The sequence below is a fragment of the Roseicella frigidaeris genome, assembly GCF_003258945.1.
Classification (GTDB): domain Bacteria; phylum Pseudomonadota; class Alphaproteobacteria; order Acetobacterales; family Acetobacteraceae; genus Paracraurococcus; species Paracraurococcus frigidaeris.
Genome location: NZ_QLIX01000018.1, coordinates 40,668 through 64,769, shown reverse-complemented (window position 1 = coordinate 64,769; position 24,102 = coordinate 40,668). Strand labels below are relative to the sequence as shown.

19 protein-coding genes are annotated in these 24,102 nt (G+C 74.1%); 6 read left to right on the top strand and 13 right to left on the bottom strand.

Features of this window, described 5'->3' with window-relative positions:
- Window positions 1–2: 2 nt before the first annotated feature.
- Window positions 3–782 carry a class I SAM-dependent methyltransferase gene (locus DOO78_RS19390; protein ID WP_111471522.1) on the bottom strand — a complete coding sequence of 260 codons (780 nt, stop codon included), beginning with the start codon at window positions 780–782 and terminating at the stop codon, window positions 3–5.
- Window positions 783–904: 122 nt separating this feature from the next.
- Here DOO78_RS19390 and DOO78_RS19385 point away from each other — a divergent pair, with 122 nt between their 5' ends.
- A complete protein-coding gene (locus tag DOO78_RS19385; RefSeq protein ID WP_243634617.1) occupies window positions 905–1,714 on the top strand; it encodes a helix-turn-helix domain-containing protein in 810 nt (269 codons plus the stop codon).
- A gap of 274 nt (window positions 1,715–1,988) precedes the next feature.
- Here the strand turns inward: DOO78_RS19385 and DOO78_RS19380 are convergent, their stop codons facing one another.
- The 6 genes from DOO78_RS19380 to DOO78_RS19355 are packed head-to-tail and all read right to left on the bottom strand — an operon-like array spanning window position 1,989 to window position 8,646.
- Window positions 1,989–2,972: a Bug family tripartite tricarboxylate transporter substrate binding protein gene (locus DOO78_RS19380; RefSeq protein ID WP_111471520.1), complete on the bottom strand. Its 984-nt coding sequence runs from the start codon at window positions 2,970–2,972 to the stop codon at window positions 1,989–1,991.
- A gap of 26 nt (window positions 2,973–2,998) precedes the next feature.
- The gene (gene fahA, locus DOO78_RS19375) at window positions 2,999–4,312 is read right to left on the bottom strand and encodes a fumarylacetoacetase (protein ID WP_111471519.1); all 1,314 of its coding nucleotides are present in this window, start codon (window positions 4,310–4,312) and stop codon (window positions 2,999–3,001) included.
- A gap of 8 nt (window positions 4,313–4,320) precedes the next feature.
- Window positions 4,321–5,670, bottom strand: coding sequence for a homogentisate 1,2-dioxygenase (hmgA, locus tag DOO78_RS19370; RefSeq protein WP_111471518.1), 1,350 nt, complete (start codon window positions 5,668–5,670; stop codon window positions 4,321–4,323).
- A 19-nt stretch (window positions 5,671–5,689) separates the two neighbouring features.
- A complete protein-coding gene (locus DOO78_RS19365) occupies window positions 5,690–6,670 on the bottom strand; it encodes an MBL fold metallo-hydrolase (RefSeq protein ID WP_111471517.1) in 981 nt (326 codons plus the stop codon).
- Window positions 6,671–6,706: 36 nt separating this feature from the next.
- Window positions 6,707–6,934, bottom strand: coding sequence for a DUF2783 domain-containing protein (locus DOO78_RS19360; RefSeq protein ID WP_111471516.1), 228 nt, complete (start codon window positions 6,932–6,934; stop codon window positions 6,707–6,709).
- Window positions 6,928–8,646 (bottom strand): FAD-dependent oxidoreductase, encoded by a 1,719-nt coding sequence (locus DOO78_RS19355; protein WP_111471515.1) that lies wholly within the window; start codon window positions 8,644–8,646, stop codon window positions 6,928–6,930. Before DOO78_RS19355 ends, DOO78_RS19360 begins: the two co-directional genes overlap by 7 nt.
- 187 nt (window positions 8,647–8,833) lie before the next feature.
- Between DOO78_RS19355 and DOO78_RS19350 the strand changes: the two genes are divergently transcribed.
- Window positions 8,834–9,637, top strand: coding sequence for an IclR family transcriptional regulator (locus DOO78_RS19350; protein WP_165838984.1), 804 nt, complete (start codon window positions 8,834–8,836; stop codon window positions 9,635–9,637).
- Between the two features lie 239 nt (window positions 9,638–9,876).
- Here the strand turns inward: DOO78_RS19350 and DOO78_RS19345 are convergent, their stop codons facing one another.
- The 5 genes from DOO78_RS19345 to DOO78_RS19325 form a co-directional block, all read right to left on the bottom strand.
- Window positions 9,877–13,605 (bottom strand): cellulose biosynthesis protein BcsC, encoded by a 3,729-nt coding sequence (locus tag DOO78_RS19345; protein WP_111471513.1) that lies wholly within the window; start codon window positions 13,603–13,605, stop codon window positions 9,877–9,879.
- A complete protein-coding gene (gene bcsA / locus DOO78_RS19340) occupies window positions 13,605–18,101 on the bottom strand; it encodes a UDP-forming cellulose synthase catalytic subunit (protein ID WP_128080100.1) in 4,497 nt (1,498 codons plus the stop codon). Before bcsA ends, DOO78_RS19345 begins: the two co-directional genes overlap by 1 nt.
- A complete protein-coding gene (gene bcsQ / locus DOO78_RS19335) occupies window positions 18,098–18,913 on the bottom strand; it encodes a cellulose biosynthesis protein BcsQ (protein WP_165838983.1) in 816 nt (271 codons plus the stop codon). Before bcsQ ends, bcsA begins: the two co-directional genes overlap by 4 nt.
- 28 nt (window positions 18,914–18,941) lie before the next feature.
- Entirely contained in the window at window positions 18,942–19,355 is a 414-nt protein-coding gene (locus DOO78_RS27900) for a hypothetical protein (RefSeq protein ID WP_207802977.1), read from the bottom strand.
- A gap of 449 nt (window positions 19,356–19,804) precedes the next feature.
- Window positions 19,805–20,692, bottom strand: a complete 888-nt coding sequence (locus DOO78_RS19325; protein ID WP_111471510.1) for a LysR family transcriptional regulator — start codon at window positions 20,690–20,692, stop codon at window positions 19,805–19,807.
- Between the two features lie 148 nt (window positions 20,693–20,840).
- Here DOO78_RS19325 and DOO78_RS19320 point away from each other — a divergent pair, with 148 nt between their 5' ends.
- Together DOO78_RS19320 and DOO78_RS19315 are read left to right on the top strand one after the other, a co-directional pair.
- Complete coding sequence (locus DOO78_RS19320) at window positions 20,841–21,050, top strand: DUF1127 domain-containing protein (protein ID WP_165838982.1); 210 nt, start codon at window positions 20,841–20,843, stop codon at window positions 21,048–21,050.
- A gap of 43 nt (window positions 21,051–21,093) precedes the next feature.
- Entirely contained in the window at window positions 21,094–21,948 is an 855-nt protein-coding gene (locus DOO78_RS19315; protein WP_111471508.1) for a CmcJ/NvfI family oxidoreductase, read from the top strand.
- A gap of 130 nt (window positions 21,949–22,078) precedes the next feature.
- Here DOO78_RS19315 and DOO78_RS19310 read toward each other — a convergent pair whose 3' ends face one another.
- A complete protein-coding gene (locus DOO78_RS19310) occupies window positions 22,079–22,534 on the bottom strand; it encodes a MarR family winged helix-turn-helix transcriptional regulator (RefSeq protein WP_111471507.1) in 456 nt (151 codons plus the stop codon).
- Between the two features lie 75 nt (window positions 22,535–22,609).
- Here DOO78_RS19310 and DOO78_RS19305 point away from each other — a divergent pair, with 75 nt between their 5' ends.
- Together DOO78_RS19305 and DOO78_RS19300 are read left to right on the top strand one after the other, a co-directional pair.
- On the top strand, window positions 22,610–22,963 hold the full coding sequence (locus DOO78_RS19305) for a DUF1428 domain-containing protein (protein ID WP_111471506.1): 354 nt from the start codon (window positions 22,610–22,612) through the stop codon (window positions 22,961–22,963).
- An 81-nt stretch (window positions 22,964–23,044) separates the two neighbouring features.
- A complete protein-coding gene (locus DOO78_RS19300) occupies window positions 23,045–23,824 on the top strand; it encodes a VOC family protein (RefSeq protein WP_111471505.1) in 780 nt (259 codons plus the stop codon).
- Window positions 23,825–24,102 lie beyond the last annotated feature (278 nt).

Here is a 24,102-nt window from a genome sequence, read left to right as displayed (position 1 = left end):
CCTCACTCTCCCGGCCGCGTCGCCCGGAACAGCGCCACCTCCAGATCGAAGGACCCGTCCGGGCCGATGGCGAAATGCCGCCGCACCTCGGCGGGCGCCACTGCCTGCAGCGCCCGGATCGCCTCGACCTGCACCGGCGGCGTGCGCATCCGCGCCACCCAGACCTCGAACTCCATCCGCACCCGGAAGGCCTGCGTCGCCTCGACGGCGAGGCCGGCCGCGGCCAGCGCCGCCTCCCACTCCGCCCGGCTGCGGTCCCGCACATGCGAGGGGTCGCGCAGCAGCTCGACCGCTTGCAGATGCGTGTCGCAGAGCGGCGTGCCCGGCGAGACCGCATCCACCACGGCGAACAGCCCGCCCGGCCGCAGCACCCGCGCCGCCTCGCGCAGCCCGGCGCCGAGATCGGGCCAGTGATGCGCGCTGTAGCGGCTCAGCACCGCGTCGAAGGCGGCATCCTCGAAGGGCAGCGCCGCCGCCACGGCCTGCTGCGTGCGCAGGTTGCGCAGCCCCCGCTCGGCCGCGGCGCGGGCCACCGTCTCCAGCATCCCGGCCGAGAGGTCGCAGGCCACCACCTCGCGCACCTCGGGGGCGACCGCGAAGCCGACATGGCCGGCGCCGCAGCCGAGATCGAGCACGCGCGCCTCGCCCCGGCCGCGCAGCAGCCCGGCGAGCGCGTCGAGGTCGGCGCCCTGCGCATGCACCTTGCTCGTCAGATAAATCGCCGCCTGGGCCCCGAATTGCCCGTCGACCAGCGCCTCCAGCGACCTGTCCGTGGCTGTCATCCTCGCCTCCTCCGGCGGATTGCACCCGATGCCGCGGGCGCGCCCGCCACGCATCGCATCGAGGGATAGCGCCGCCGGGACACTGGCGTGAGGCGGGCAGTTATACTGGTATGAATGCCACCATGACGGGGATGAGCGAGGCGGATCGCCGGCGCGAGCTGGGCGGCTTCCTGCGGGCGCGGCGCGAGGCGCTGAGCCCGGCGGCGGCCGGGCTGCATGGCGGCGGGGCGCGGCGGCGCACCCCGGGGCTGCGGCGCGAGGAGGTGGCGCAGCTCGGCGGGCTCAGCGTCACCTGGTACACCTGGATCGAGCAGGGGCGGCGCGACGTCTCGGTCTCGGCGGCGGCGCTCGACCGCCTGGCCGGCGCCCTGCGGCTGGACCGCGCCGGGCGGGCCTATCTGTTCGAGCTGGCCGGGCGGCGCGACCCGGAGGCCGGGGCGGCGGAGGATGCGGCGGTGCCGGAGGCGGTGCTGGCCGCGGTCGCGGCGATCGCCTGCCCGGCCTATCTGCTCGACCGCCGCTGGACGGCGCGGGCCTGGAACGCGGCGGCGGCGCGGCTCTTCACCGGCTGGCTCGACGGCGCGGCCGACCGCAACCTGCTGCGCTTCCTCTTCCTCGCGCCGGGCGCCCGCGGGCTGATCGTGGACTGGGAGGGGCGCGCGCGCCGCGTCGCCGCTGAATTCCACGCCGCCTGCGGCCCGCATCTCGACGATCCGGCGCTGCGCGCCCTGGTCGGCGAGCTGCGCCGGCGCAGCGGCGATTTCGCGCGCTTCTGGGATGCCTATGGCGTGCTCGGGCGGGAGGGCGGGATGCGCAGCTTCCGCCATCCGGAGCAGGGCCTGCTGCACTACGAGCAGGTCACCTTCGAGCCCGCCGGGCGGCCGGACCTGACGCTGACCATGCTCATCGGGCCTGGCACCGGGCCCGGCTGATCCTCACCGGTCCGGCCCCGGGGCGTTGGGCTCCATATGGCCGCATTCCACGCAGAGCCAGTGGGGCTGGCCGGTGATGTTGATGGCCTTCCAGCGGTCGTTCCGGCACTCGGGGCATCGCTCGTGCCGGCGCAGCGCGGCGGGACGTCGTGGCGGATAGCTGCGATCTCCCGGCGCGTCCGACAAGCGGGACCTCCCTCCGAACCGGTCCAGTTTCGAGCCAGGTCCGAAGGGTGATCAAGGGCGATCTGCAGCCGAGGCCGCGTGGCCGCCGTCAGTCGAGCGTGATCCCGCGCTCCTTGATGAGCGGCACCCAGACCGCGCGCTCGGCCGCTTCCAGGGCCTGGAATTCCGCCGGGCCGCCAGGCAGCGGCTCGAGGCCGATGCCGCGCATCCGGTCGGTCACCGCCCGGTCCTGCAGCGCCGCCGCCAGGGCCGCGGTGAGCCGCGCGGCGACCGCGTCGGGCGTCCTCGCCGGCACCACCATCCCCTGCCAGGCATAGGCCTCGAAGCCCGGCAGGCCGAGCGCCTCCTGCACCGTCGGCACCGCCGGCAGGTCGGGATGCCGCGTCGCCGAGCAGAGGGCGAGCGGCTTCAGCCGGCCGGAGCGCAGATACTCGGCGCCGGAGGGCAGGTCGAGGATCATCGTCTCGAGAGTGCCGGCCAGGAGGTCGTTCAGCGCCGGCGCGGCGCCGCGATAGGGCACGTGGTTGAGGCGCAGGCCGGCCTCCTTGCCGAGCCGCTCCAGCGTCAGGTGGTGCGGCGAGCCGACGCCGGCCGAGCCGCAGTCGATCCCGCCCGGCTTCGCCTGCGCCGCGGCGACGAGCGCCCGGGCGTCGCCGAACTCCGAGCCCTGCTTGGCCGTCAACACCAGCGGGAAGCGCGCCATCAGCCCGATCGGCCGGAAGTCCCGGCGCGGATCGTAGGGCAGCGTGCGGAACAGCGCCGGGTTGAAGACCAGCGTGCCGTTGTCGGCCGAGAACACCGTGTAGCCATCCGGCGCCGATTTGGCGGTGGCCTCGGCGCCGATATTGGTGGCGGCGCCCGGCCGGTTGTCGATGACCAGGGGCTGGCCGAGCGTCGTCGCCATCGTGCCACCGAGGAGGCGCGCCAGCGTGTCGGTGCCGCCCCCCGCGGCATAGGCGACGATCCATTTGATCGGGCGGTCGGGATAGGCCTCGGCGCGGGCGCCGCCGGGCCAGGCGGCGGCGAGGCCGGCGGCGAGCGCCGCGCGGCGCGGGAGTGGAATGCTGCTCACGGTCGTATCCTCCGGAAGGGGCCGCCTCAGCCGCCGCGGGCCGGCAGCACCGTGCCGCGGCAGGCGCCGAAGCCGATGCCGGCGAAGCCCGCGCGGCGGGCCCGCGCCAGCAGCACGACCTCGTCGCCATCCTCGAGCGCGCGCCGCTCCTCGCCCGAGGCGAGGCGCAGCGGCTCGGTCCAGCCGCGGGTGGTCTCGAGCAGGCTGCCGCAGCCCTCCGGGTCGGGGGCCGAGATGGTGCCCGAGCCGAGCAGGTCGCCGGGCCGCAGGTTGCAGCCGTTGCTGCTGTGATGCGCGACCATCTGCGCGACGGTCCAGTACATGTGCCGCGCGCTGCTCAGCGCCAGGCGGTGCGGCGGCAGGCCCTGCTCGCGCAGCCCTGGCGTCGCCAGCAGCACCTCGAGCTCGAGGTCGAGCGCGCCCTCGCCCTGGTCGGCCGCGTCCCAGAGATAGGGCAGGGGGGCCGGGTCGCCCGCGGGCCGCGGCGGCTGCGCCGTGCGGAAGGGCGCCAGCGCCTCGGGCGTGATGACCCAGGGGCTGATGGTGCTGGCGAAGCTCTTCGCCAGGAAGGGCCCGAGCGGCTGGTACTCCCAGGCCTGGATGTCGCGCGCCGACCAGTCGTTCAGCAGGCAGAAGCCGGCGACGTGCTCCGCCGCGGCGCCGACCGGGATCGGCTCGCCGAGCGCGTTGCCCGGGCCGATCCAGATGCCGAGCTCGAGCTCGTAATCGAGGTTGCGGCTGGGGCCGAAGCTCGGCCCGGCTTCGCTGGGCAGCTTGCGCTGGCCGTTCGGCCGGCGGACCGGCGTGCCCGAGGGCACGACCGAGGAGGCGCGGCCGTGATAGCCGATGGGCACATGTTTGTAGTTCGGCAGCAGCGGGTTGTCGGGGCGGAACACCCGGCCGACATTGGTCGCGTGGTGGATGCCGACATAGAAGTCGGTGTAGTCGCCGATGCGGGCCGGCAGGTGCAGGGCGCAGTCCGCGGCGGCGTGCAGGCAGGGCTCGGCGCGCCCCCGCGCCGCGCTGCCCTCGGCGAGCAGCGCCGAGAGCTGCGTCCGCAGCGCCCGGCGCGGGCCGGCGCCGAGGGCGAGCAGGCCGTTCAGCGTGCCATCCGCCGTCGCCTCGACGGCGCGCGCCGCCTCGCCGCCCAGCAGCCCGGCGGCGAGCAGCGCCAGCAGGTCGAGGATGCGGTCGCCGATCGCCGCCCCGGCGCGCGGCGCCCCGCCCGGCGGCGAGAAGACGCCGAGCGGCAGGTTCTGGATGGGGAAGTCCGGATGGCCGTTGGCCGAGGCCACCCAGCTCCGGCGCTTCGGGTCGTGGGTCTCGTCGATCCTGCTCATGGCCTGGCTCACCACTCGCGCCGGCTCGGGTCGAAATGCCGCCGCAGGGGGCGGCCGTACTCGCCGTAATCCTGCTGCAGCTCGGGCAGCCCGGCGCCCCAGGCGGTGACGCGCTGCAGGAAGCGGGTCTCGAACATGAAGGCCATGGTGCCCTCCTGCTTGTGCGGCCTGAGCTCGGCCTGGCTCGCCCCCTCGAAGGCGGCGGCGTCGGGGCCGTGCGGCAGCATGGTGTTGTGCAGCGAGACGCCGCCAGGCTCGAAGCCGCCGCCCGGCTTGGCGTCGTAGACGCCGTAGATCAGGCCCATGAACTCGCTCATGATGTTCATATGGTACCAGGGTGGGCGGAAGGTGTTCTCGGCCACCATCCAGCGGTCGGGGAAGATGACGAAGTCGATGTTCGCCGTGCCGGGCGTCTCGGAGGGCGCGGTCAGCACGGTGAAGATGCTCGGATCGGCATGGTCGAAGAGGATCGGGCCGACCGGCGAGTAGCGCCGCAGGTCGTATTTGTAGGGCGCGTAGTTGCCGTGCCAGGCGACGACGTCGAGCGGCGAATGGGCGATCTCGGTCTCCCACAGCGCGCCGCCCCATTTCACCGTCAGGCGGCTCGGCGCCTCGCGGTCCTCATAGGCGGCGACGGGGGTGAGGAAGTCGCGCGGGTTGGCGAGGCAGTTGGCGCCGATCGGGCCGCGTTCCGGCAAGGTGAAGGCGCCGCCGTAATTCTCGCAGAGATAGCCGCGCGCCGGGCCGTCCGTCAGCGCGACCCGCAGCTTGACGCCGCGCGGGATCACCGCGATCTCGCCGGGGGCGATGTCGATGCGGCCGAACTCGGTCGCCAGATGCAGCCCGCCCTGCTGCGGCACCAGCAGCATCTCGGCATCGGCGTTGTAGAAATACTCGTCCTGCATCGAGCGGGTGACGAAGTAGAGCGAGGCGGCCATGCCGGCCTGGCTGGCGGCGTCGCCGGCGGTGGTCAGGGTGCGCACCCCCTCGACGAAGGAGAGCCCCTCGGCCGGGATCGGCACCGGGCTCCAGCGCATCGGCGCCGGCGGCAGCTCGACCTCCTGGCAGGGGGCGCTGCGCCAGAGCCGCGCCTCGGCCTTGCGGAAGCGGCCGATATTCGCAACCGTGGGGCGGATGCGGTAGAGCCAGCTCCGCTCGTTGCTCGCCCGCGGCGCGGTGAAGGGCGAGCCGCTGAGCTGCTCGGCATAGAGCCCGTAGGCGCAGCGCTGCGGCGAGTTGCGGCCGACCGGCAGGGCGCCCGGCAGCGCCTCCGTCTCGAACTGGTTGCCGAAGCCGGAGAGGTAGTTCGGTTCCGCGGTCCGGGTCTGGGCCGGGGTGAACTGCTGCACGACGTTCATGGCTGTGGCTCCTCGAATCTCAGGATTGCAGCTCGGCCGACTTCATCTCGGTGCCGTGCTCCAGCGCCCGCCACATCTCGACATCGCGCTCGGCGGTCCAGATGCGCGGATGGTCGATGCCCTTGGCCTCGTCATAGGCGCGGGAGACGTCGAAGGGCATGCAGTGCTCGAAGATCACCCAATGCCCGTATTTCGGGCGCATCGCCGCCATCGCCTCGTCATAGACCTGCTTCAGCGTCGCGCCCTTGGCGACGCCCGCCTTGGCGATGCCGAAGAGATCGGCGGTGAAGGCGGCGGTGCCCTGCAGGCCCTCCTCCACCTCCGCCCTGGTCAGCAGGCTGCGGCCGCGGCCGGGGACCAGCTTTTCCGGGCCGAGGGCGCGGATCGCCGCCAGCGTGCCCGGCCAGTCGGCGAAATGCGCGTCGCCGCAATAGGGCGTGGCGCCGAACTCCACTGTGTCGCCGGCGAAGCAGACCTTCTCCTTCGGCAGCCAGACCACCGTGTCGCCGGCGGTGTGGCTGCGGCCGATATGGATGATCTGCACCTCGCGCCTGCCCATCCACAGCGTCATCTTCTTCTGGAAGGTCACATGCGGCCAGGTGAGGCCGGGGATGCTTTCCTTGCCGCGGAAGAGGCGCGGGAAGCGGCCGATCTCGCTGTCCATGTCCTGCTGGCCGCGCTCGACGATCAGGTCGCGCGTGACATCCGAGGCGATGATCTCCGCGCCCTCATAGCCCGAGGCGCCGAGCACGCGGACGGCGTGGTAGTGGCTCAGCACCACATGCTTCACCGGCTTGTCCGTCACCTGCCGGATGCGGGCGATGACGTCGCGCGCCATGGCCGGCGTCGCCTGGGCGTCGACGACCAGCACGCTGTCCTCGCCGACCACGATGCCGGAATTCGGGTCGCCCTCGGCGGTCCAGCCATAGAGGCCGGGGCCGAGCTCCTCGAAGGAGATGGTCTTGTCGGCGAGGTCGTTGCTGCTTGCGAAGCCTGACATGGGTCCTGTCCTTTGTGTTCTTCGGGCCGGGGCGGCTCAGGCGGTGACCGGCCGGGTGCCGTCGCGCCCGGCCGGGGCGATGCCGGCGCGGGCCTTCGCCATGGCCTGGCGCAGCACCTCGGCATCGCCGACATGGTTGGCCAGCAGCAGGATCAGCTTGGCGTTGACCAGCCGGCTCTGCTCGGGCGTCAGGTCGCGGTGCAGCGCGACCAGCGCCTCGTAGACGTCGTCGGGCGCGGCGAGGTTGAGATCGGTGTTCAGCACGCTGTCCCTCCGTCCTGGCCGATGGCGCGGGCGAGGGCCGCCTGCACCAGCGCCGGCGCGACATGTCGCCAGCGGCCGGCGACATGCTGGTCCGGCCGCAGCAGGTAGAAACTCCCCGGCCGCGCATCGTAGCGCCGGGCGAGCAATCCCTCGCTATCCTCGAGGATGGTCAGGCCGGGCATCGCCGCGGGCGGCAGGCCGGGCGGCGCGACCACGAGGGGCTGCACCGGCACCGGGCCGAGGGCGAGGCTCCGCAGCGCATCCAGCAGCGCCGGCGGCAGCGCGCCGCCATCGCTGAAATAAGTCCCGGTGAAGCCGCCGCCGAGCTGGGCGAGGAACCAGCCGGCCTCCCCGCCGCGGCGCACCGGCGCATCGGCGGCCGGCGCGCCAGGGACCATGGGCCCCGCGAAAGTGTCCGTGTCCGGCGTGTTCAGCGGCGAGTCGCGATAGGTGCTCGGCAGCGAGAGGCGGCCGCTGTTCACCAGGCTGCGGGCGAAGCCGCAATCCCGCGCCAGGGCCAGCGTCGCGTCGCGGAAGGCGCGGCTCGCCTCGTTCTTCGGGGTGATGAAGTCGGTGCTGCGGGTGGAGTTCAGGATGTTCTCGTCGGCGGCGAGGACGCGCTCGGCATCGTAGCTGTCGAGCAGCGTCTCGGGCGCCTGGCCGGCGAGGACCAGGCGCAGCTTCCAGGCCAGGTTCTCGGCATCCTGGACGCCGCTATTGGCGCCGCGGGCGCCGAAGGGCGAGACGCCATGCGCGGCGTCGCCGGCGAAGAGCACGCGGCCATGCCGGAAGCGCTCCATGCGCAGGCAGGCGAAGGTGTAGATGCTGACCCATTCGAGGGTGAAGCGCGCCTCGCGGCCGAGCAGCGCCTGGATGCGCGGGATCACCCGCTCGGGCTGCCGCTCGGCCACCGGGTCGGCCTCCCAGCCGAGCTGGAAGTCGATGCGCCAGACGCCGTCCGGCTGCTTGTGCAGCAGCACCGACTGGTTCGGGTGGAAGGGCGGGTCGAACCAGAACCAGCGCTCGGTCGGAAAGGCGGCGGCGGCCTCGGCCTCCAGGCGGATATCGGCGATGAGGAAGCGGTCGCGGAAGCTCTGGCCGCGGCTCTCCAGCCCCATCGCCTTGCGGATCGGGCTGCGGGCGCCATCGGCGGCGACGAGCCAGTCGCAGGCGAGGCGGTACTCGCCCTCGGGCGTCTCGATGGTGAGCGCGACGCCCTCCGGCCCCGCCTCCAGGCCGGTGACCCGGTTCTTCCAGCGGAGATCGATATGGGGGAGGGCCCGGGCGCGCTCCAGCAGGAAGCCCTCGGCATAGTATTGCTGCAGGTTGACGAAGGCGGGGCGGCGATGCCCGGCCTCGGGCAGCAGGTTGAAACTGTAGACCGGCTCGTCGCGGAAGAAGACCTTGCCGAGGTTCCAGGTCACGCCGGTCTCGACCATGCGCTCGCCGCAGCCGAGCCGGTCCCAGATCTCGAGCGTGCGCTTGGCGAAGCAGATGGCGCGGGAGCCGGTGGAGAGGCGGTCGTCCTCGTCGAGCAGGACCACCGGGACCCCCTGCTGCGCGAGGTCGATCGCCGCGGTGAGCCCGACCGGGCCGGCGCCGACGACGATGACCGGATGCCGGACGGGACGCGCCGCATCCTGGTCCGGCGAGCGGACGTAATCCAGGACGAGGGCCTGGTAGTCCGTCTGCCTGGCTGCGCTGCCGTCCATGCCTGTCCTTCCCCCCGGCGGCTCGTTCGGCCGCCCTTCGCCTCGGTCCCGGCGCCGGATGCGCCATGCTCCAGCGTGTCGCCCGTCGCTGCTTGCTACAGCTGCTTGCTACGCATTATGTAATTCGCTATGTATGATGTAGCAAAATCTGGTGGGCGGGAGTCAAGCGATGGATTCTCAAGCAGTCGTGAGTCGCAACCATCGGGCCGAGGCCGGGGCAGATGCGCGCGGCGGCGTCAATTCCGTCGAGGTCGCCGGCCTGCTGCTGCGCCTGCTGACCGAGGCCGGCGGCCCGATGCGCCTCGCCGACCTCTCGCGCGCCGCCGCCATGCCCTCGGCCAAGGCGCATCGCTACCTGGTGAGCCTGAGCCGGGCCGGGCTGGTCGAGCAGGACGCGACCACCGCGCGCTATGAGCTCGGCCCGCTGATGCTGCGTGCCGGCCTCGCCGCGCTCGGGCGGTCCGATGCGCTGAAGCGGGCGGAGCGGGTGCTGGAGGGGCTGGCCGCGCGCACCGGGGAGACGGCGGCGGCGGCGGTCTGGGGCACGCATGGGCCGACGCATGTGCGGCTCGTCGAGGCGCGGCACGAGCTGGCCGCGAATGTCCCGCCCGGGCATGTCTGCCCGATGACCTATTCCGCCTCGGGGCTGGTCTTCTGCGCCTTCGGCGATGCCACGCAGACGCGGCCCCTGGCCGCGCAGGAGGTGGCGCAGAACCGCGCCATGGCGCGGCCCGGCGCGCCGACCAGCCTGGCCGCGCTGGACCGGCTGGCGGAGACGGTGCGAGCGCGGGGCTTCGCCACCACCGCCAATGAGGGGGAGGGCGGCCTGTCCGCCGTCTCGGCGCCGGTCTTCGAGGCGGATGGCAGGCGGCTGCGCCTGGCGCTGACCGTCTTCGGCCGCGTCGGCCGCCTCAATGTCGATCCGGCGGGGCCGGTGGCGGCGCTGCTGGTCGAGGCGGCGCGCCAGCTCGCCGCCGAATTGCACGGGTAGCGCCGCATCGCCCCGATGGCGATCCGCCCCAACCTGTCGCCTGCCGTTGCCCTGCCGCGGCTTGGCCGCGGCAGGCTGTGACGCATCCTGGGCCCGAGGCGAATCACGGGGCCCCCGCGACGGCGCGCAGCGACGTCATGGGGATGTCTCTCGGGGTTCCCGCGACGGCGCACAGCGACGTCGTGGGGATGTCTCTCGGGGCCCCCGCGACGACGCGCAGCGACGTCGTGGGGAATACCTTAGGGCCCCAGCCGCTGCCGCAGATAGACCATGGCCCGCGTCTCGTTCCAGTTCGCCGCCCGGTCGTAGCGCAGCGTGCCGCCGATCTGCAGCGAATCGGTCAGCGGATAGCTGCCGTCCAGCCGCACGCCGCCGATGACGCCGTTGCGCGTCTGCCCGTTGTAATGCGTGCTGAGCGTCGGGTCGCCCGCCGCCTGCGCCTCGAGCGAGCGCTGCAGGCCCCGGTCGTTCGGAAAGAGCGGCGCGTTGCTCTCGTGCCAGTTGGTGTAGCCGAGGGAGCCGCCGACCCGGTAGTCGAGCTCGCCCCAGCGCGCGCGGTAGTCGACCGGGATGTTCACGGCGGTGAAGGATTGCGGGCTGAAATACCCGCCCTGGCCGAGCGTGAAGTAGCGCAGGTTCTTGTCGTAGCCGAAATACACCAGGTCGAGCCCGCTGGTCAGCTCCTCGCCCGGCTTGCGCAGCACGGCATAGGAGAAGCCGGCGCCGGCCTCGACGCGGCTGTTGTCGGCGACGCCGCTGCCATCGAAGCTCGCCCAGCCGCCGCCGCCGTAGAGGGTGACGGGACCGGTCGTGTATTCGAGCTGCGCCCGCCCGCCGGTGCGCGTCACGCCGCCCCAGCTGCGGCCGCTCAGCGGATCCCGCTGGCCGCCCCAGGAGAGCAGGCTGTCGGTCACCGCGCGCCGCTCGCCGGTCACCCGCAGCCGCAGGCTGTCGTTCAGCAGCGGCGCGAATTCCACGCCGCCCAACATGTTCTCCTTGAGGAAGCCGAGCGGCGTGGTGCCGGCATCGAGGGTGAAATTCGGCCGTTGGTAGGCGAGGCCGAGGCCGACGCCGCTGGCATCCTCGCGCGGCCGCGCCGCGGCGCCCGGGTTGAGCGCGTTGCTGCCGAAGCGCCGCAGGCTGTCGGCATCGGCGCTGAGGCTGCCGGTGCTGACCGTCACCGGCGTCGCGCGCGCCACGATGCGCCCGTTCAGCGTCTCGGAGCGGATCGAGGCCTCGAGCGGCGCCGAGAATTCCTGCAGCCGGTCGAGGCCGGCCGTGCCGGAGCGGCTGCGCAGCGCGACGCCGCCCTGCAGCCGGCTCGCCCCCTCCTCCTGCACCGAGGCGAGCTCGCGCGCGATGTCGAGCGAGACCTGGTCGCGCAGCGGCGGCGCGCCGAGCCCGGCGCTCGAAGGCGCGGTGGCGCTGCTGCCGAAGGAGACCTGGCGCAGGAAGGGGTTGGGCGCGGCGAGGCCGGCCGTCTCCCCGGCGCCCTCGGGGCGCATCTGGCCGAGCTGGATGCGGCGCAGCTCCTGCGCCTCGCGCAGCGCCCGCATCGCCCGCCGGTCGTTGCCCGAGGCGCGGGCGATGCGCGCTTCCATCAGCTTCACCCGCGCATCCATCGGATGCAGGGCGAGCGCCTCCTCCAGCAGCGATTCCGCCCGCGCCCGGTCGCCGGCGAGGATCGCGGCATCGGCCGCCGTCATCCGCGCCTCGAGGTTGCGCGGGTCGCGCGCCAGCACCGCCTCGGCGATGCGCCGCGCCTCCTCCGGCTGCCGCGCGCCGTTGTGCAGCCGCGCCAGGGCGAGGCGGATGCTGGGATTCTCCGGATCGGCGGCAAGCAACGGGGCGAGCTGGTCATAGGCCTGCGCCTGCTGGCCCTCCTCGTTCAGCCGGTCGGCGGTGCGGATGGCGCTGCCCGCCCGCAGCGTGGCCAGCTCGCGCCGCTGCTCCGCGGTCAGCCGCGGATCGGCGCCGAGCAGCCGCGCCTGGGTCTCGGCCTCGGCGCTGTTGCCGGCGGCGAGCAGGGCGCCGGCGATCGCCAGCCGCGCCGTCGGCGAGGCATCGGCATTCACCGCGAGCGCCAGCCGGGCGGCCTCCGCCGCGCCGCCGGCATTCCCCGTCGCGCCGAAGGCGCGGATCACCGCGGCGGCGGTGGCGCCGCTCGGGTCGCGCCGGCTGGCCATCGCCAGCAGGCGCTGGCGGATCTCCGGGCTGCGCAGCGCGCCGGCGGCTCCGGCGACCTGCTGCACCTCGTCGACGGTGCGGGCGCGGGCGAGCAGGGCGTTCATCGCCGCCGGGCGCTGCCCCGCCGGCACCCGCCCGAGCAGGGCCACGACATCGCCGTTGCGCCCCTGCTCCTCGGCGAGCAGCGCCGCGGCATGCAGCGAATCGGCATCCGCGCGGCCACCGAGGCGCTCCTCCACCAGCGACCGCGCCGCGGCCGCCTCGCCCTGGCGCGTCAGCACCCGCGCCAGGTCGAGCCGCACCCAAGGGTTGCCCGGCTCGGCCTCCAGGGCCTGGCGCAGCAGCGCCGCCCGGGCGGCGAGGTCGGTGGTGCGCTCGGCGCTGGCGCGCAGCGAGGCGGCCCGCGCCGCGCCGGGGCTGGCGGGGCCGCCCGGCGGCCGCAGCCGGTCGGCCTCGGCGACCCGGCCCTGGGCGCGCAGCGCGCGTTGCAGCCCGGCCATGGCGGCGCCGAAATCCGGCCTCCGGGTGAGGGCGGCGCGGAACCGGGTCTCGGCGGCGGTGGCGTCGCCGCGGCGCAGCAGCACCTCGCCGAGCAGCGCCTCGGCATCGGCGCGGTCCGGCACCTCGCGGGCGACCGCCTCGCGCAACAGCGTCTCCGCCGCGTCGAGATCGTTGCGGGCGAGCGCGGCCCGGCCTTCCTGCAGCCCGACCGCATAGCCCGCGCCATCGAGCGCCGCGCCCCAATGCGGCCGCTGCTCCGGCGCGATGGCCAGGGCGCGCTCGATCAGCGTCTTCGCCTCGGCGGCGCGGCCCTCGCGCAGCCGCACCACGCCAAGGCCGGCCAGCGCATCGGCATCCTCGGGCTTCACCGCCAGGGCGTCGGCAAAGCCGCGCTCGGCCTCGCGCAGCCGGTTGCCGTTCAGCTCCTCGAAGCCGCGGATGCGCGCCTGGTCGCCCTGGGTGATGGCCGGGCGGGCCTCGCGCAGCTCGGCGAGGCGGCGGCGCATCGCCTCATCCTCGGGGAAGCGGGCGAGGAAGGCCTCGACCGCCGGCCGGGCGACGGGATCGGTGCCCTGCCAGAGCACCGCCTGCCGCCAGGCGCGGGTCGCCGCCTCGGCCAGCTCCGGCCGGTCGGCGAGGCCGCGCAGCCGCTCGATCCCCTCGGCGCGGTTGCCGGCGCGGTAGGTCAGCACCTCGGCCAGGGCGAGCTGCAGCCGGGCATCATTGGGCGAGCGGGCGGCGAGGGCGGTCAGCCGGGTGCGCGCCTCCTCGTAGCCGGCCGGCGTGCCGGCCAGGGTCTGGTAGTATTCGATCGCGCTCTCGGGCGGCGGCCCCTCGGCGCCGAAGAGCGTCCGGTAGCGGGCGATGGCCTCGGCGGCGCGGCCCTCGCGGCCGAGCCGCCTGGCCTCGGCCAGCGCCCCGGGGTCGATGCGGCTGGCCCGCAGCGCCGCCTCGATCTCGGCGATGCGCGCATCCGCCGGGTCGCGCTGCCGCAGCCGGGCGAGATAGCCGCCGGCGCGCTGCGCGTTGCCCAGGCCCGCCGCCGCCCGGGCGGCGCCGGCCAGCGCCGCGGCGTTGTCGGGCTCGACCGCCAGCACGCGCTCGTAGCCGCCGAGCGCCATGTCGAAGCGGCTCTGCTCCTGCCAGAAGGCCGCCTGGCGCAGCAGGGCGGCGATGGCGCCGCTCCCCTGGCCGCCCTCCTGGGCGAGACCGGCGGCGGGGCCGAGGCCGAGCGCGGCGGCGAGGGCGGCGGCGAGATGGCTGCGGGTCGAGGCGGGCATCAGATCTTCCCCCGCAGGCGCAGGATGGCGCGGCGGCGCAGCGCCGCATGCGCCGTCAGGCCGAGCAGCAGCCCGCTCGCCACCAGCAGGGCCAGCAGCCAGAACGGGCTGTTGCCGAACCAGCGCTGCGGCCAGAGCCAGAAGGGCAGCCGGCCGGCGTCGTAGGTCGGGCCGGTGCGGAAGCTGCTGACCTGCTCGCCGTTCAGCACGGCGAGGTCGCCCTGGATGCGCGGCAGCTGGGCCGGGTCGCGCAGCGCCGCGACCATCGCCTCGACCGCCGCCGGCGTGGCGCCGGTGACGACGAGCAGCGACTTGCCGGCCTGCAGCGGCGATTCGAAGCCCATCAGCGTGCCCATCCCCTCATGCGCATGGGCGAGCAGGGCCGAGGCGCTGGCCCGCTCGGAGCGCGAGGGGCCGCCGAGGACGAGGGCGCCGAGCGTCTGCAGCGCATCCGGGACGCTGACGGTCAGCCGCTCGCCCTCCAGCCGCACCGGCGCGTCCCGCAGCAGCGGGCGCAGCGGGCCGAGCTGGCCGAGGGCGCCGATGGCGATCAGCTCGCGCGTCGCCACCTGCTGCATCTGGCTCGTGCTCGCCACCGCCAGGCCGGTCGCGGGCAGGCCGACCTGGGCGGCGAGCTGGCCGACGAGGTTGAGGAAGGCCGAGATCTCCACCGGGTTCGGCCGGTCCGGCAGGACGAAGCCGGTGTCGGAGAGATCGGCGAGGCGGGTGTAGGGGAAGCCGGCGCTGGCGAAATGCGCGAGGTTCGGCAGCCGGGCGAAGCGGTGCGCGCGCGAGAGGTCGATGCTGCTCTCGGGGTCGATGCTGGCGCGGATGTCGCCCGGCGTCGCGGCGCATTCGCCGCGGCTGAGCGGGCGCATGTCGAAGCGGAGCTGCAGCTCGTTTTGGCCGAAGACGAGGTAGGGCGGCAGGCCGAGATGGCCGCCGGCCCGGCCGGCATCGGCGCTGGCCTGGGCCATCAGCCAGCGCCAGGGCGACCAGCCCGCCTCGTCGGCGAGGCGGAAGCTGCGGAGATAGGTGTCGCCGATCGAGACGTCGAGCCGCGCCGCGGCGAGGTCGATGACCGGCGCCGGCGGGTTGCGGAAGCCGATGTCGATGCCGAGCGGGCGGTTGCGGAAGGTGACGAGGTCGGGCGCGGTGCGGAAGGGGATGCGGACCGGGCCGGGGGCATAGCCCGAGGCCTGCAGTTCGCTCGCCGAGACCAGCTCGCCGAAGCGCACCGGGCGGTCGGTCGGGATCCAGCGCGGCGCGTCGTAGGGCTGGCGCGCCGGCAGGCGGGGCGCCTCGACCTGGGCGATCGGCCCGGCCAGCGTGCTGCGGCCGGCGGCGAGGGCGAGGGCGGCGGTGGCGGCCTCGGCGCCGTTGCGGCCGGCGACGACGAGCAGCGTGCCCATGGCGTCGTTCGGGTTGGCCAGCAGGGCCAGCGTCGGGCCGTCGATGCGCGGCATGGCCAGCCCCACCGGCTCGGTGCCGGCGCCGGCGAGGAGCAGGACCGCGTCGCCCCGCTCCGGCAGCGTGTTGCGCACCGGGAAGCGGGCGCCGCGATAGTCGGCGAGCTGGGCGAACCAGGAGGCGGTGACGGCGGCGGCGCGCAGCAGCGGGCTTCCCGGCTCGGCCGGCAGCACCACCGGCAGGGTCAGCGGCTCGTGCACGATGCGGGCGTCGAAGAGCGGCTGCGGCAGGCGCGCCAGGTCGCGCACCGGCGGCAGCCGCTCGATGGTGAGCTGCAGCGTCGACAGGTCGGAGATGTTCGCCCAGAGCAGGCCGGAGAGCGGGTCGTTGCACTCCGTGGTGTAGCGGCCGGCGAAGCGGAAATTGAGCCGGTTGCTGTCGGTGAAGAAGACCGGGTTGATGGGGAATTCGAGGGGGCCGAAGCTCGCCTGCGCCGGGTTCGGCCGGATCGAGCCGACCACCTGCTCGTTCAGGGTGATGCTGACCTCGCTCTGCCCGGGGAGCAGGGCGGGCGAGGCGCCGCCGATGACGACGAGCCGGGCCTCGCTCACCACCTCCTCGGCGCGCAGGCCGAAGAGCAGGCCCTGCAGGTCCGAGAGGCCGCGCAGCTGCATCGGGCCGCGCAGGCCGAGCTGGCCGAGGCGCAGCGTCACCCGCCGCGACGGATCGGGCGCGGCGGCGGGCGGCTCGGCGGCCGGCGCCAGGGGCTGCGCCAAGGGCTGCACGAGGGACTGCGCGAGGGGTTGGGGCTGCGGCTGCGCCACGGCGGCGGCGGGCAGGAGGAGGCAGAGCAGCAGCGCCGCGGCCTTGCCGGCCGCCGGCGGCAGCCGCTCCGAGCGCGGCGGGAGGATGTCGGACATGCGATCCTTGGGCTCGGTCTGGGCGGGTTTCCCGCTCGGGGCGTGACGGCGGAGATCGAAGCGCAGCCCGCCGCTGAAGACGTTGAAGGTGCTGGCGACCACGGCGCGGAGGGCGCGCAGCGGCCGGTCGAGCGGGAAGGCGTCCCACTCCAGCCAGGCATCGGCCCGGCCGAAGACCGTGCGCACGATGGCGGCGTCGTCGGCGAGCGAGGCGGGGGTGAAGATCAGGTGCACCGCCTCGCCCTCCCACTTCACGACCTTGGCCGGCACCGTCACCTGCTCGGTCGGCAGGACGAAGCTGATGCGGAGCTGGTCGCCGTCCCGCAGCCCGGTGGGGCGGGGGGCGGTCAGGGCGCCGCCGCCGAGGGAGAGGTCGCTCGTCACCGCCGCGACCTCGCGGCCGTCCTCGAGATGCAGCCGGGCCGGCAGGATCGCCGGCACGCGGGCATTCTCGCGCAGCTGCGGGCGCTCGCGGCCGACGGCGATGCTGGCGAGCAGGGGCACCAGGCAGAGCGCCGCCCAGATCGAATTCAGCAGGTAGGCCTGGAACCGCAGCGTGTCGGCGCCGCTGGTCAGGATGCCATGGATGCCGACGCCGAGGCCGAGGCCGAGCAGCGCCGCCATGATCAGGTTCGGCACCACGGCGCGGAAGTCGAGATAGCCGTTCGCGATGGTGCCGCCCTTGGCGGTGACGTTGAACTTGCCCTTGCGCGGCGAGAGCAGGGTCATGATCGTCACCGGCAGCAGGTGCACCGCGAGCGAGGTCTCGTAGATCTCGCTCCAGAAGGAGTGTCGGGTGTTGCCGGTGATGCGGCTGTTGGTGGCGATGGAGTGCACCATGTGCGGGCCGGCATAGGCGATGATCGCCAGCGGCGAGGCGGCGATGATGTTCACGCCGAGCAGCAGGTAGGCGAGCGGCGAGGTGAGGAAGATCAGCCGCGGCAGGCTGAAGAGGAAGCTGCTCGCCGCCATGAAGTAGCAGAGCCGCTGCCAGAGGGTGAGGCCGGAGGCGAGGAGCGGGTTCTCGATCCTGAGGATCTGGATCATGCCGCGCGCCCAGCGCATGCGCTGGCCGATATGCAGCATCAGCCGCTCCGTCGCCAGGCCGGCGGCGAGCGGCAGGCGCAGATAGGCGGTGCGCCAGCCGAGGCGCTGCATGCGGAGCGCGCAATGCGCGTCCTCCGTCACCGTCTCCGTCGGCACGCCGCCCACCTGCTCGAGCGCGATGCGGCGGATGACGGCGCAGGAGCCGCAGAAGAAGGAGGCGTTCCAGAGGTCGTTGCCCTGCTGCACGCGGCCATAGAAGAGCAGCCCCTCGTTCGGCACCTTGCGGCCGTTGGCGAGGTTCCGCTCGAAGGGATCGGGCGAGTAGAAGTGGTGCGGCGTCTGCAGCATGCAGATCTTTGGGTCGCGCACCATCCAGCCGAGCGTCATCTGCAGGAAGGCGCGCGTCGGGATGTGGTCGCAGTCGAAGATGACGACGTATTCGCCGCGCGTCAGCTTCAGCGCGTGGTTGATGTTGCCGGCCTTGGCGCCCTTGTTGTCGGGGCGCACGACATAGCCGGCGCCCGCGGCGGCGGCGAAGGCGCGGAATTCGGGGCGCCGGCCGTCATCGAGGATGTAGACCTTCAGCTTGTGCCGCGGCCAGTCCATCGCCATGGCCGCCAGCACCGTCGGCCGTACCACCTCGATCGCCTCGTTGTAGGTCGGGATGTAGACGTCGATCTCCGGCCAGCTGTCGGGGTCGGCGGGCAGCGGCACCGGCTTGCGCTCGAGCGGATGCACGGTCTGCAGGTAGCCGAGCGCCAGGGTGAGGACGGCGTAGGTCTCGGCGAGGAGGAGGCCGCTGCCGAGCAGCAGCTGCAGCGGCGTCTCGAACTCCAGCGTCTCGGTCAGGCGCCAGACCAGGTAGCGCACCGAGACGATGCAGGAGATGACGGCGAGGAACATGGTGACGCGCCGGCCCGGGACGCGCCGCAGCAGCAGCAGCGTGGCGATGCCGGCCAGGGCGAAGCAGCTCTGCTGCCAGGCCGAGAGCGGCACGCTGACGATCACCGCCGCGAGCAACAGGCCGGCCAGGGCGGCCAGAAGGTCGAGCGGCCGCAGCCGCAGGGCGCCGCGGCCCGGCCGGCGCCGCAGGGCGCGCCATCCCCGCGCCCGGCTCACGACGCCACCTGGAAGCACGGGCCGGCCTCGGCGGCCCCGGCGGGCCGCGGCGCCGGCAGGCCGGCGCCCAGGCAGCCGGCGAGGTGGCGCACATCCTCGAGCGCCGGGCTCTCCTCGGGCATGGCGGCGAGGCTCTGCCGCTCGGCCAGCGCGCGGGGGATCCGCCGGTCGCGGGCGACGGCGCCGACGAGCCCGAGGCCGAGGGTCTGGTCGGCGCAGTCGAACACCGCGGTGGAGAGCGGGTCCTCCGCCTCGACCTGGTTCAGCACCACCTGCACCCGGGCGTTCCGCAGGGCGGCGACGGTGCCGCGGCCGAAGAAGCTGCCGGCGGCGAGCTGGGGCAGCAGCGCGGCGCTCGCGGCATCGGCGAGCAGGATCACGAGCACGGTCTGCGCCAGGGCGGCGAGCAGGTGCAGCGCCGTCGAGGGGCCGGGCGGCAGGTCGGCGAGCACGACCAGCGCAGGGTCGGCGAGCATCTCCTGCAGCGGCGCCGTGAGCAGCGCCGGCGCCTGGTCGAGCGCCTGCGCCAGGCCGAGCGCCGAGCGCATGTCGGTGGCGCCGTGCGGCAGCAGCAGGACGCCGCTGGCGGTCTCGACCAGCGCCTCGCGCCAGCCGACGCCCTGGGCGAGCCCGGTCATGAAGCCCGGCTCGTAGTCGAACGGCACGCCGAAATGCAGGCGGAGCGCGTTCTGCGGATCGCAGTCGAGGGCCAGCACCCGATGGCCCTGCTGGCGCAGCAGCACGGCGATGGCGGCGCAGAGCGTGGTCTTGCCGACGCCGCCCTTGGGCGAGGCGAAGCAGATCAGGGGCACGGGGTGGACTCCGGAGCGGGGCGGCGGGTCATGGGCCGGTCCTGCCCGGCGGCCAGGCGGCGCGATGCCGGGCCACGGCCTGGCGGACCTCGCCGAGGAGGGCAGGCTCGGACAGCGCCGCCGGGCGGCCGACGAGGCGGGAGGCCGGCGCGGCCGGCCAGACGGCCGGGGCGGCGGCCAGGGGGGGGGCCAGAGGGGCGGCCGGTGGGGCGGCTGGCGGGTCGGAGGCGGGCGCCGGGCCGGCGGCCGCCGGAGCCGCCGCGGCGACCGGCGGCCTCGGGGCGGCCGGCGCGACCGGCGCCGGGGCGGGCGGCGGCTCCGGGCTCGCCGCCGGCACCATCCGCAGCCCGGCGGTCACCTCCTCGAAGGGGAAGCTCACATAGCCGAAGCGACGCAGGCCAAGTCGCCTGGCGACGGCAGCGATGTCGGGATCCTGATCCATCGAAGCGTCTCCTTCCTGGCGCGGCCCACCTGGGCGGGCGCGGCCGGACAGGTCCTTCGCTGCGGGATCGGGCGCATCATCCCGACACCTCAACCAGGACGGTTATGTCCTAGGGCAAAATATCACGGTTTTATGAGAAACCCTATGTTTTGGTTCAGCATCCTGGAGGATTTAATAACCTAAAGTTGGGTGTTGCCGCCTTCCGCGGCCAGCCTCGCGCGGCCCTGCTTTCGGGCCGCTGGCCCTAGGGCCGATCCCGACCGGGCGGATCGGCTGCCCGGATGACGATGCTCTGGAAACAGGAGCCTAGGGCGCTTCCCGTGAACCGGTATTCAGGGGAAGCGCCCTGGAGCAGATCCCGATCAGGTGGACTTACCTGATCGGGTGAAGATGCTCTGAAAACGGGAGCCTAGGGCGCTTCCCATGAACCGCTGTTCAGGGGAAGCGCCCTAGGCGCCGAGATGGCGGGCCAAGTGGTCGACGAAGACCTGCACCCGCGGCAGCCGGTGCCGGCCGGGGGCCGTCACCGCCCAGATCGGCACCTCCTCCGAGACATGCTCCGCCTCGAGGAGCGGCACCAGGCGACCCTCGGCGATGTCGCGGGCGACGATGAAGCCGCTCACCCGGATGATGCCGAGCCCGGCCAGCGCCATGTCGCGCAGCGCCTCGGCGCTGTCGGTGGTGGCGACGCCGCGAACGGCGAGGCTCTGCAGCCCCTCGGCGCTGCGGAAGGGCCAGACCGTGAGCCGCGACCGGCCGCGCAGCACCAGGCAGTCATGCGCCAGCAGCTCCTCGGGCCGCACCGGCCGGCCGCGGCGGGCGAGATAGGCGGGGGCGGCGCAGACCACCCGCCGGCCCTCGGCGATCCGCCGCGCCAGCAAGGAGGAATCGCCGAGCGCGCCGGTGCGCAGCAGCACGTCCACCTGCTCCGCCACCAGATCCACCCGCCGGTCGGTCACCGTCAGGTCGAGGGTGATGGCCGGGTAGCGGGCGAAGAAGTCCGGCAGCAGCGGGATCAGCCGGTGCCGGGCGAAGGCGGTGCCGGTGTTCACCCGCAGCAGCCCGCCGGGACGGCCGCGGCAGGCGGTCACGTCCTGCTCCGCCGCCTCGATCAGCGAGAGGATGTCGCGGGCCCGCGCCAGATAGACCTCGCCCTCCGGCGTCAGGCCGAGGCGGCGGGTGGTGCGGGTCAGCAGCCGCACCCCGAGCCGCGCCTCGAGCCGGGTGAGCTGCTTCGACATGGCCGAGGCGGTGAGGCCGAGGTCGCGCGCCGCGGCGGCGAGGCTGCCGGTCTCGATGATCCGGACGAAGGCGGCCATGTCGGAGGGCTGGCTCATGGTGGGCGCCCCATTGCTGAAGGATGGTCACGAGTGTCGGTCCATCCTGCCGGATTATCGCCGTCTGGGACCAGATCCACCTTGACCCCAGGAAGGCCGGCGAGCCCTGCCTCGCCGCCGAGAGGGTCAGACGATGCACATCACCCGCGTGACCGCACCCGCCATCCCGGACCTCGCCTCGCGCCCCACCCCGGCGCCGCAGCCGCGCACCCCGCATTGGCTCGCCTGGCTGGAGGCGCGGCTGGCCCGCCGGGCCGAGCGCCGGCAGCTCCTCGCCCTCGAGCCGCGGGAGCTGCGCGACATCGGCCTCACCCCGGCCGAGGCCTGGGCGCTGGCCCGCGCCCCGCGCCGGCACTGATCCGCCTGCACCACCGCCTGCCACGACACGGAGGATACCCGCCATGAGCCTCGACCTTGCCGAAGCCCCCCTCGCCACCCGGCCGTCCGCCACCATCGAGGCGGAGCTGAACTATCTCGGCCCGGTGGAGGGCCGCCCCTACACCTACACCTTCGAGCCGCCGGAGGGCCGGCCGCGCAGCAATATCGGCATCGCGCCGCAGCGGGTGGCGATCCGCGACCTGCGGCCGCTCGCCGCCACCGCCTCGGTCGACCGCGAGGGCTTCGCGGTGGCGCGCGGCGCCAGCGTGCTGCGCGACTTCGACGACGAGGCGGCGATCCGCGCCGTCTACTACCCGGAGAGCGCGCGCATCCTGCAGGCGGCGACCGGCGCCGCGCGGGTGCACATCTTCGACCACACCATCCGCCGCCGCATCCCCGGCGCCGAGGATCGCGGCGCGGTGCCGCGCCAGCCGGTCTCGCGCGTGCATGTCGACCATACCGAGCGCTCCGGCCCGCAGCGGGTGCGCGACCTGCTGGGCGAGGAGGCGGAGGCGCTGCTGCGCGGCCGGGTGCAGATCGTCAATCTCTGGCGGCCGCTGGCCGGGCCGGTGCGGGACATGCCGCTCGCCGTCGCCGATGCCCGCACCGCCGCGCCGGCGGATTTCGTGGCGAGCGACCTGATCTACCGCGACCGCGTCGGCGAGACCTACCAGGTGCGCTTCAACCCGGCGCATCGCTGGTACTGGCTGCCGGAGATGATGCCCGAGGAGGCGCTGCTGCTGAAATGCTACGACAGCCGGCGCGAGGGCGTGGCGCGCTTCGCGCCGCATACCGCCTTCGCCGACCCGACCGCGCCGGCCGACGCGCCGCCGCGGCAGAGCATCGAGATCCGCGCGCTGCTCTTCCATCCGGCGTGAGGGCGGCATGGGCGCGGCGCGCCGCCCGGTCGGCATCGCTCTCGCCCGCGATGCGGACCGGATCGTCGCGCGCCGGCGTCGCTGCGGGGGTGAGGGCGACGGCGCCTTCGGTCGTGGTCGCATTGGCTTTTCAGCCGAGGCTGCGCAGGGTGGCGCGGAGGTCATCCGCCCCGCAGCCCCGCAGCCCGGCCTCGATCGCGGCATGGGTGGCGCGCCAGAGCGGCAGCGCCGCGGCCAGCCGGGCATGGCCGGCAGCGGTGAGGCGAAGCTGGCGGCTGCGCCGGTCGGCCGGATCGGGCGCGACCAGGACGAGGCCCTCCCGCTCCAGCGGCTTCAGCGCCGCGGTCAGGGTGGTGCGGTCCATCGCCAGCAGGCGCGCGACGGGCGCCATGGTCGCCGCCTCCGGCCGGTTGAGCGCCATCAGCAGCGAGAATTGCCCGTTGGTCAGCCCGGCCGGCCGCAGCGCCTCGTCGAAGCGGCGCGCCAGGGCCCGCGCGGCGCGCTGCACATGCAGGCAGAGGCAGGCGTCGCGCACGGCGAGGGTGGTCTCGAAGGGGATCGGCTCGGTGATGACGCTGATTGACATGCACGTATTATGTTGATATCAACATATATGTCAAGGCGGCGCCGGGCCGCCGGGACGAGGAGAGGGAACCACCGGATGCCCTATGTGGAAGGCTTCGTGCTCGCCGTGCCGAACGACCGGAAGGCGGTCTTTCTCCAGCAGGCCGCCGCGGCGGCGCCGGTGTTCAAGGAGTGCGGCGCGACGCGCGTGGTGGAGTGCTGGGGCGACGACGTCCCCGAGGGCAAGCGCACGGATTTCCACCGGGCGGTGCAGGCCGAGCCGGGCGAGGTCGTGGTCTTCAGCTGGATCGAATATCCCTCGAAGGAAGTGCGCGACGCCGCCAACCAGCGCATCCGCACCGATCCCCGGATGCAGGCGATCGGCGAGAAGATGCCCTTCGACGGCCGCCGCATGATCTTCGGCGGCTTCCTGCCGATCCTCGACGTCTGATGCCGAGGGCATGGCGGCGGCCGGCCAGGCGGCCGTTCCCGGGTCAACGGCGACGGCCCCCGGCCTGAGGGAGAGCGCGGCATGACCAATGCGCATGGCGACTTCATCTGGTACGAGCTGTGGACCTCCGACCCGGATGCGGCCGCGGGCTTCTATGGCGGCGTCCTCGGCTGGCAGGCGACGCCGGTGGAGGGCTCGGCCATCGGCTATCGTCTCCTCGGCCCGGGGCAGGCGGCGGTGGCCGGCCTCATGGAGGTCCCACGGGACGCCGCCGCGGCCGGTGCGTCGCCGCGCTGGCTCGGCTATGTCGGCGTCGACGATGTCGACCGGGCCGCTGCCGCGGTGCTGCGGGAGGGCGGCGCGCAGCACGTCCCGCCGACGGACATTCCCGGCATCGGCCGCTTCGCCCTGCTCGCCGACCCGCAGGGCATCCTCTTCTACCTGATGCGCGGCGCCGGCGAGGCGGCGAGCACCGCCTTCGCGCCGGACCGGCCCGGGCATTGCCATTGGAACGAGCTGTCGACCCCCGATCCCGCCGCGGCGCTCGCCTTCTACGGGGGGCTGTTCGGCTGGGCGCCGGGCGATGCCATGCCGATGGGCGAGCTCGGCGAATACCGCTTCCTGGTGCAAAGCGGCCGGACGATCGGCGCGATGATGCCGCGCCTGCCGCAGGGCGCGGCCTCCTGGCGGTTCTATTTCGGCGTCGCGGACATCGATGCCGCGGCCGCGGCCGTCGCCGGGCATGGCGGCGCGGTCCTGCACGGCCCGGCGGAGGTGCCGGGCGGGCTGTTCGTCATCCAGGCGCGCGATCCGCAGGGCGCGGCCTTCGGGCTGGTGGGACAGCGCCGGCCGGGGGGCTGAGCCCGCCATGGCGGCGGCGCGGCAACGGCGCTGCCCAGCGGGCGTGTCCTAAGGGCGTGTCCCAAGGGCGTTTCCTCAGGGTGTTTTCTGGGGGTGTTCCGGCGGCGGAGGGCGGTGTTGGAGGGTCTGTGATGACGACGCACGGTTTTGTTGGCAGATCGTAATGCCCGGCTCGGTTTAACTCGGCCTAGAGGAAGACTGGCGCAGCCTAGGAGCCCCCCGGCTCCGGTCGCCCCCGCGCTGGACTGCCTGCAAGACGTTGCGAAAGGCGCCCCCTG

Bases quoted from the DNA above. Each gene is read 5' to 3' on its own strand.
- DOO78_RS19390 (WP_111471522.1), bottom strand. From the start codon at position 782: ATGACAGCCACGGACAGGTCGCTGGAGGCGCTGGTCGACGGGCAATTC.
- DOO78_RS19385 (WP_243634617.1), top strand. From the start codon at position 905: ATGACGGGGATGAGCGAGGCGGATCGCCGGCGCGAGCTGGGCGGCTTC.
- fahA (WP_111471519.1), bottom strand. From the start codon at position 4,312: ATGAGCAGGATCGACGAGACCCACGACCCGAAGCGCCGGAGCTGGGTG.
- hmgA (WP_111471518.1), bottom strand. From the start codon at position 5,670: ATGAACGTCGTGCAGCAGTTCACCCCGGCCCAGACCCGGACCGCGGAA.
- DOO78_RS19365 (WP_111471517.1), bottom strand. From the start codon at position 6,670: ATGTCAGGCTTCGCAAGCAGCAACGACCTCGCCGACAAGACCATCTCC.
- DOO78_RS19355 (WP_111471515.1), bottom strand. From the start codon at position 8,646: ATGGACGGCAGCGCAGCCAGGCAGACGGACTACCAGGCCCTCGTCCTG.
- DOO78_RS19345 (WP_111471513.1), bottom strand. From the start codon at position 13,605: ATGCCCGCCTCGACCCGCAGCCATCTCGCCGCCGCCCTCGCCGCCGCG.
- DOO78_RS27900 (WP_207802977.1), bottom strand. From the start codon at position 19,355: ATGGATCAGGATCCCGACATCGCTGCCGTCGCCAGGCGACTTGGCCTG.
- DOO78_RS19325 (WP_111471510.1), bottom strand. From the start codon at position 20,692: ATGAGCCAGCCCTCCGACATGGCCGCCTTCGTCCGGATCATCGAGACC.
- DOO78_RS19315 (WP_111471508.1), top strand. From the start codon at position 21,094: ATGAGCCTCGACCTTGCCGAAGCCCCCCTCGCCACCCGGCCGTCCGCC.
- DOO78_RS19310 (WP_111471507.1), bottom strand. From the start codon at position 22,534: ATGTCAATCAGCGTCATCACCGAGCCGATCCCCTTCGAGACCACCCTC.
- DOO78_RS19305 (WP_111471506.1), top strand. From the start codon at position 22,610: ATGCCCTATGTGGAAGGCTTCGTGCTCGCCGTGCCGAACGACCGGAAG.
- DOO78_RS19300 (WP_111471505.1), top strand. From the start codon at position 23,045: ATGACCAATGCGCATGGCGACTTCATCTGGTACGAGCTGTGGACCTCC.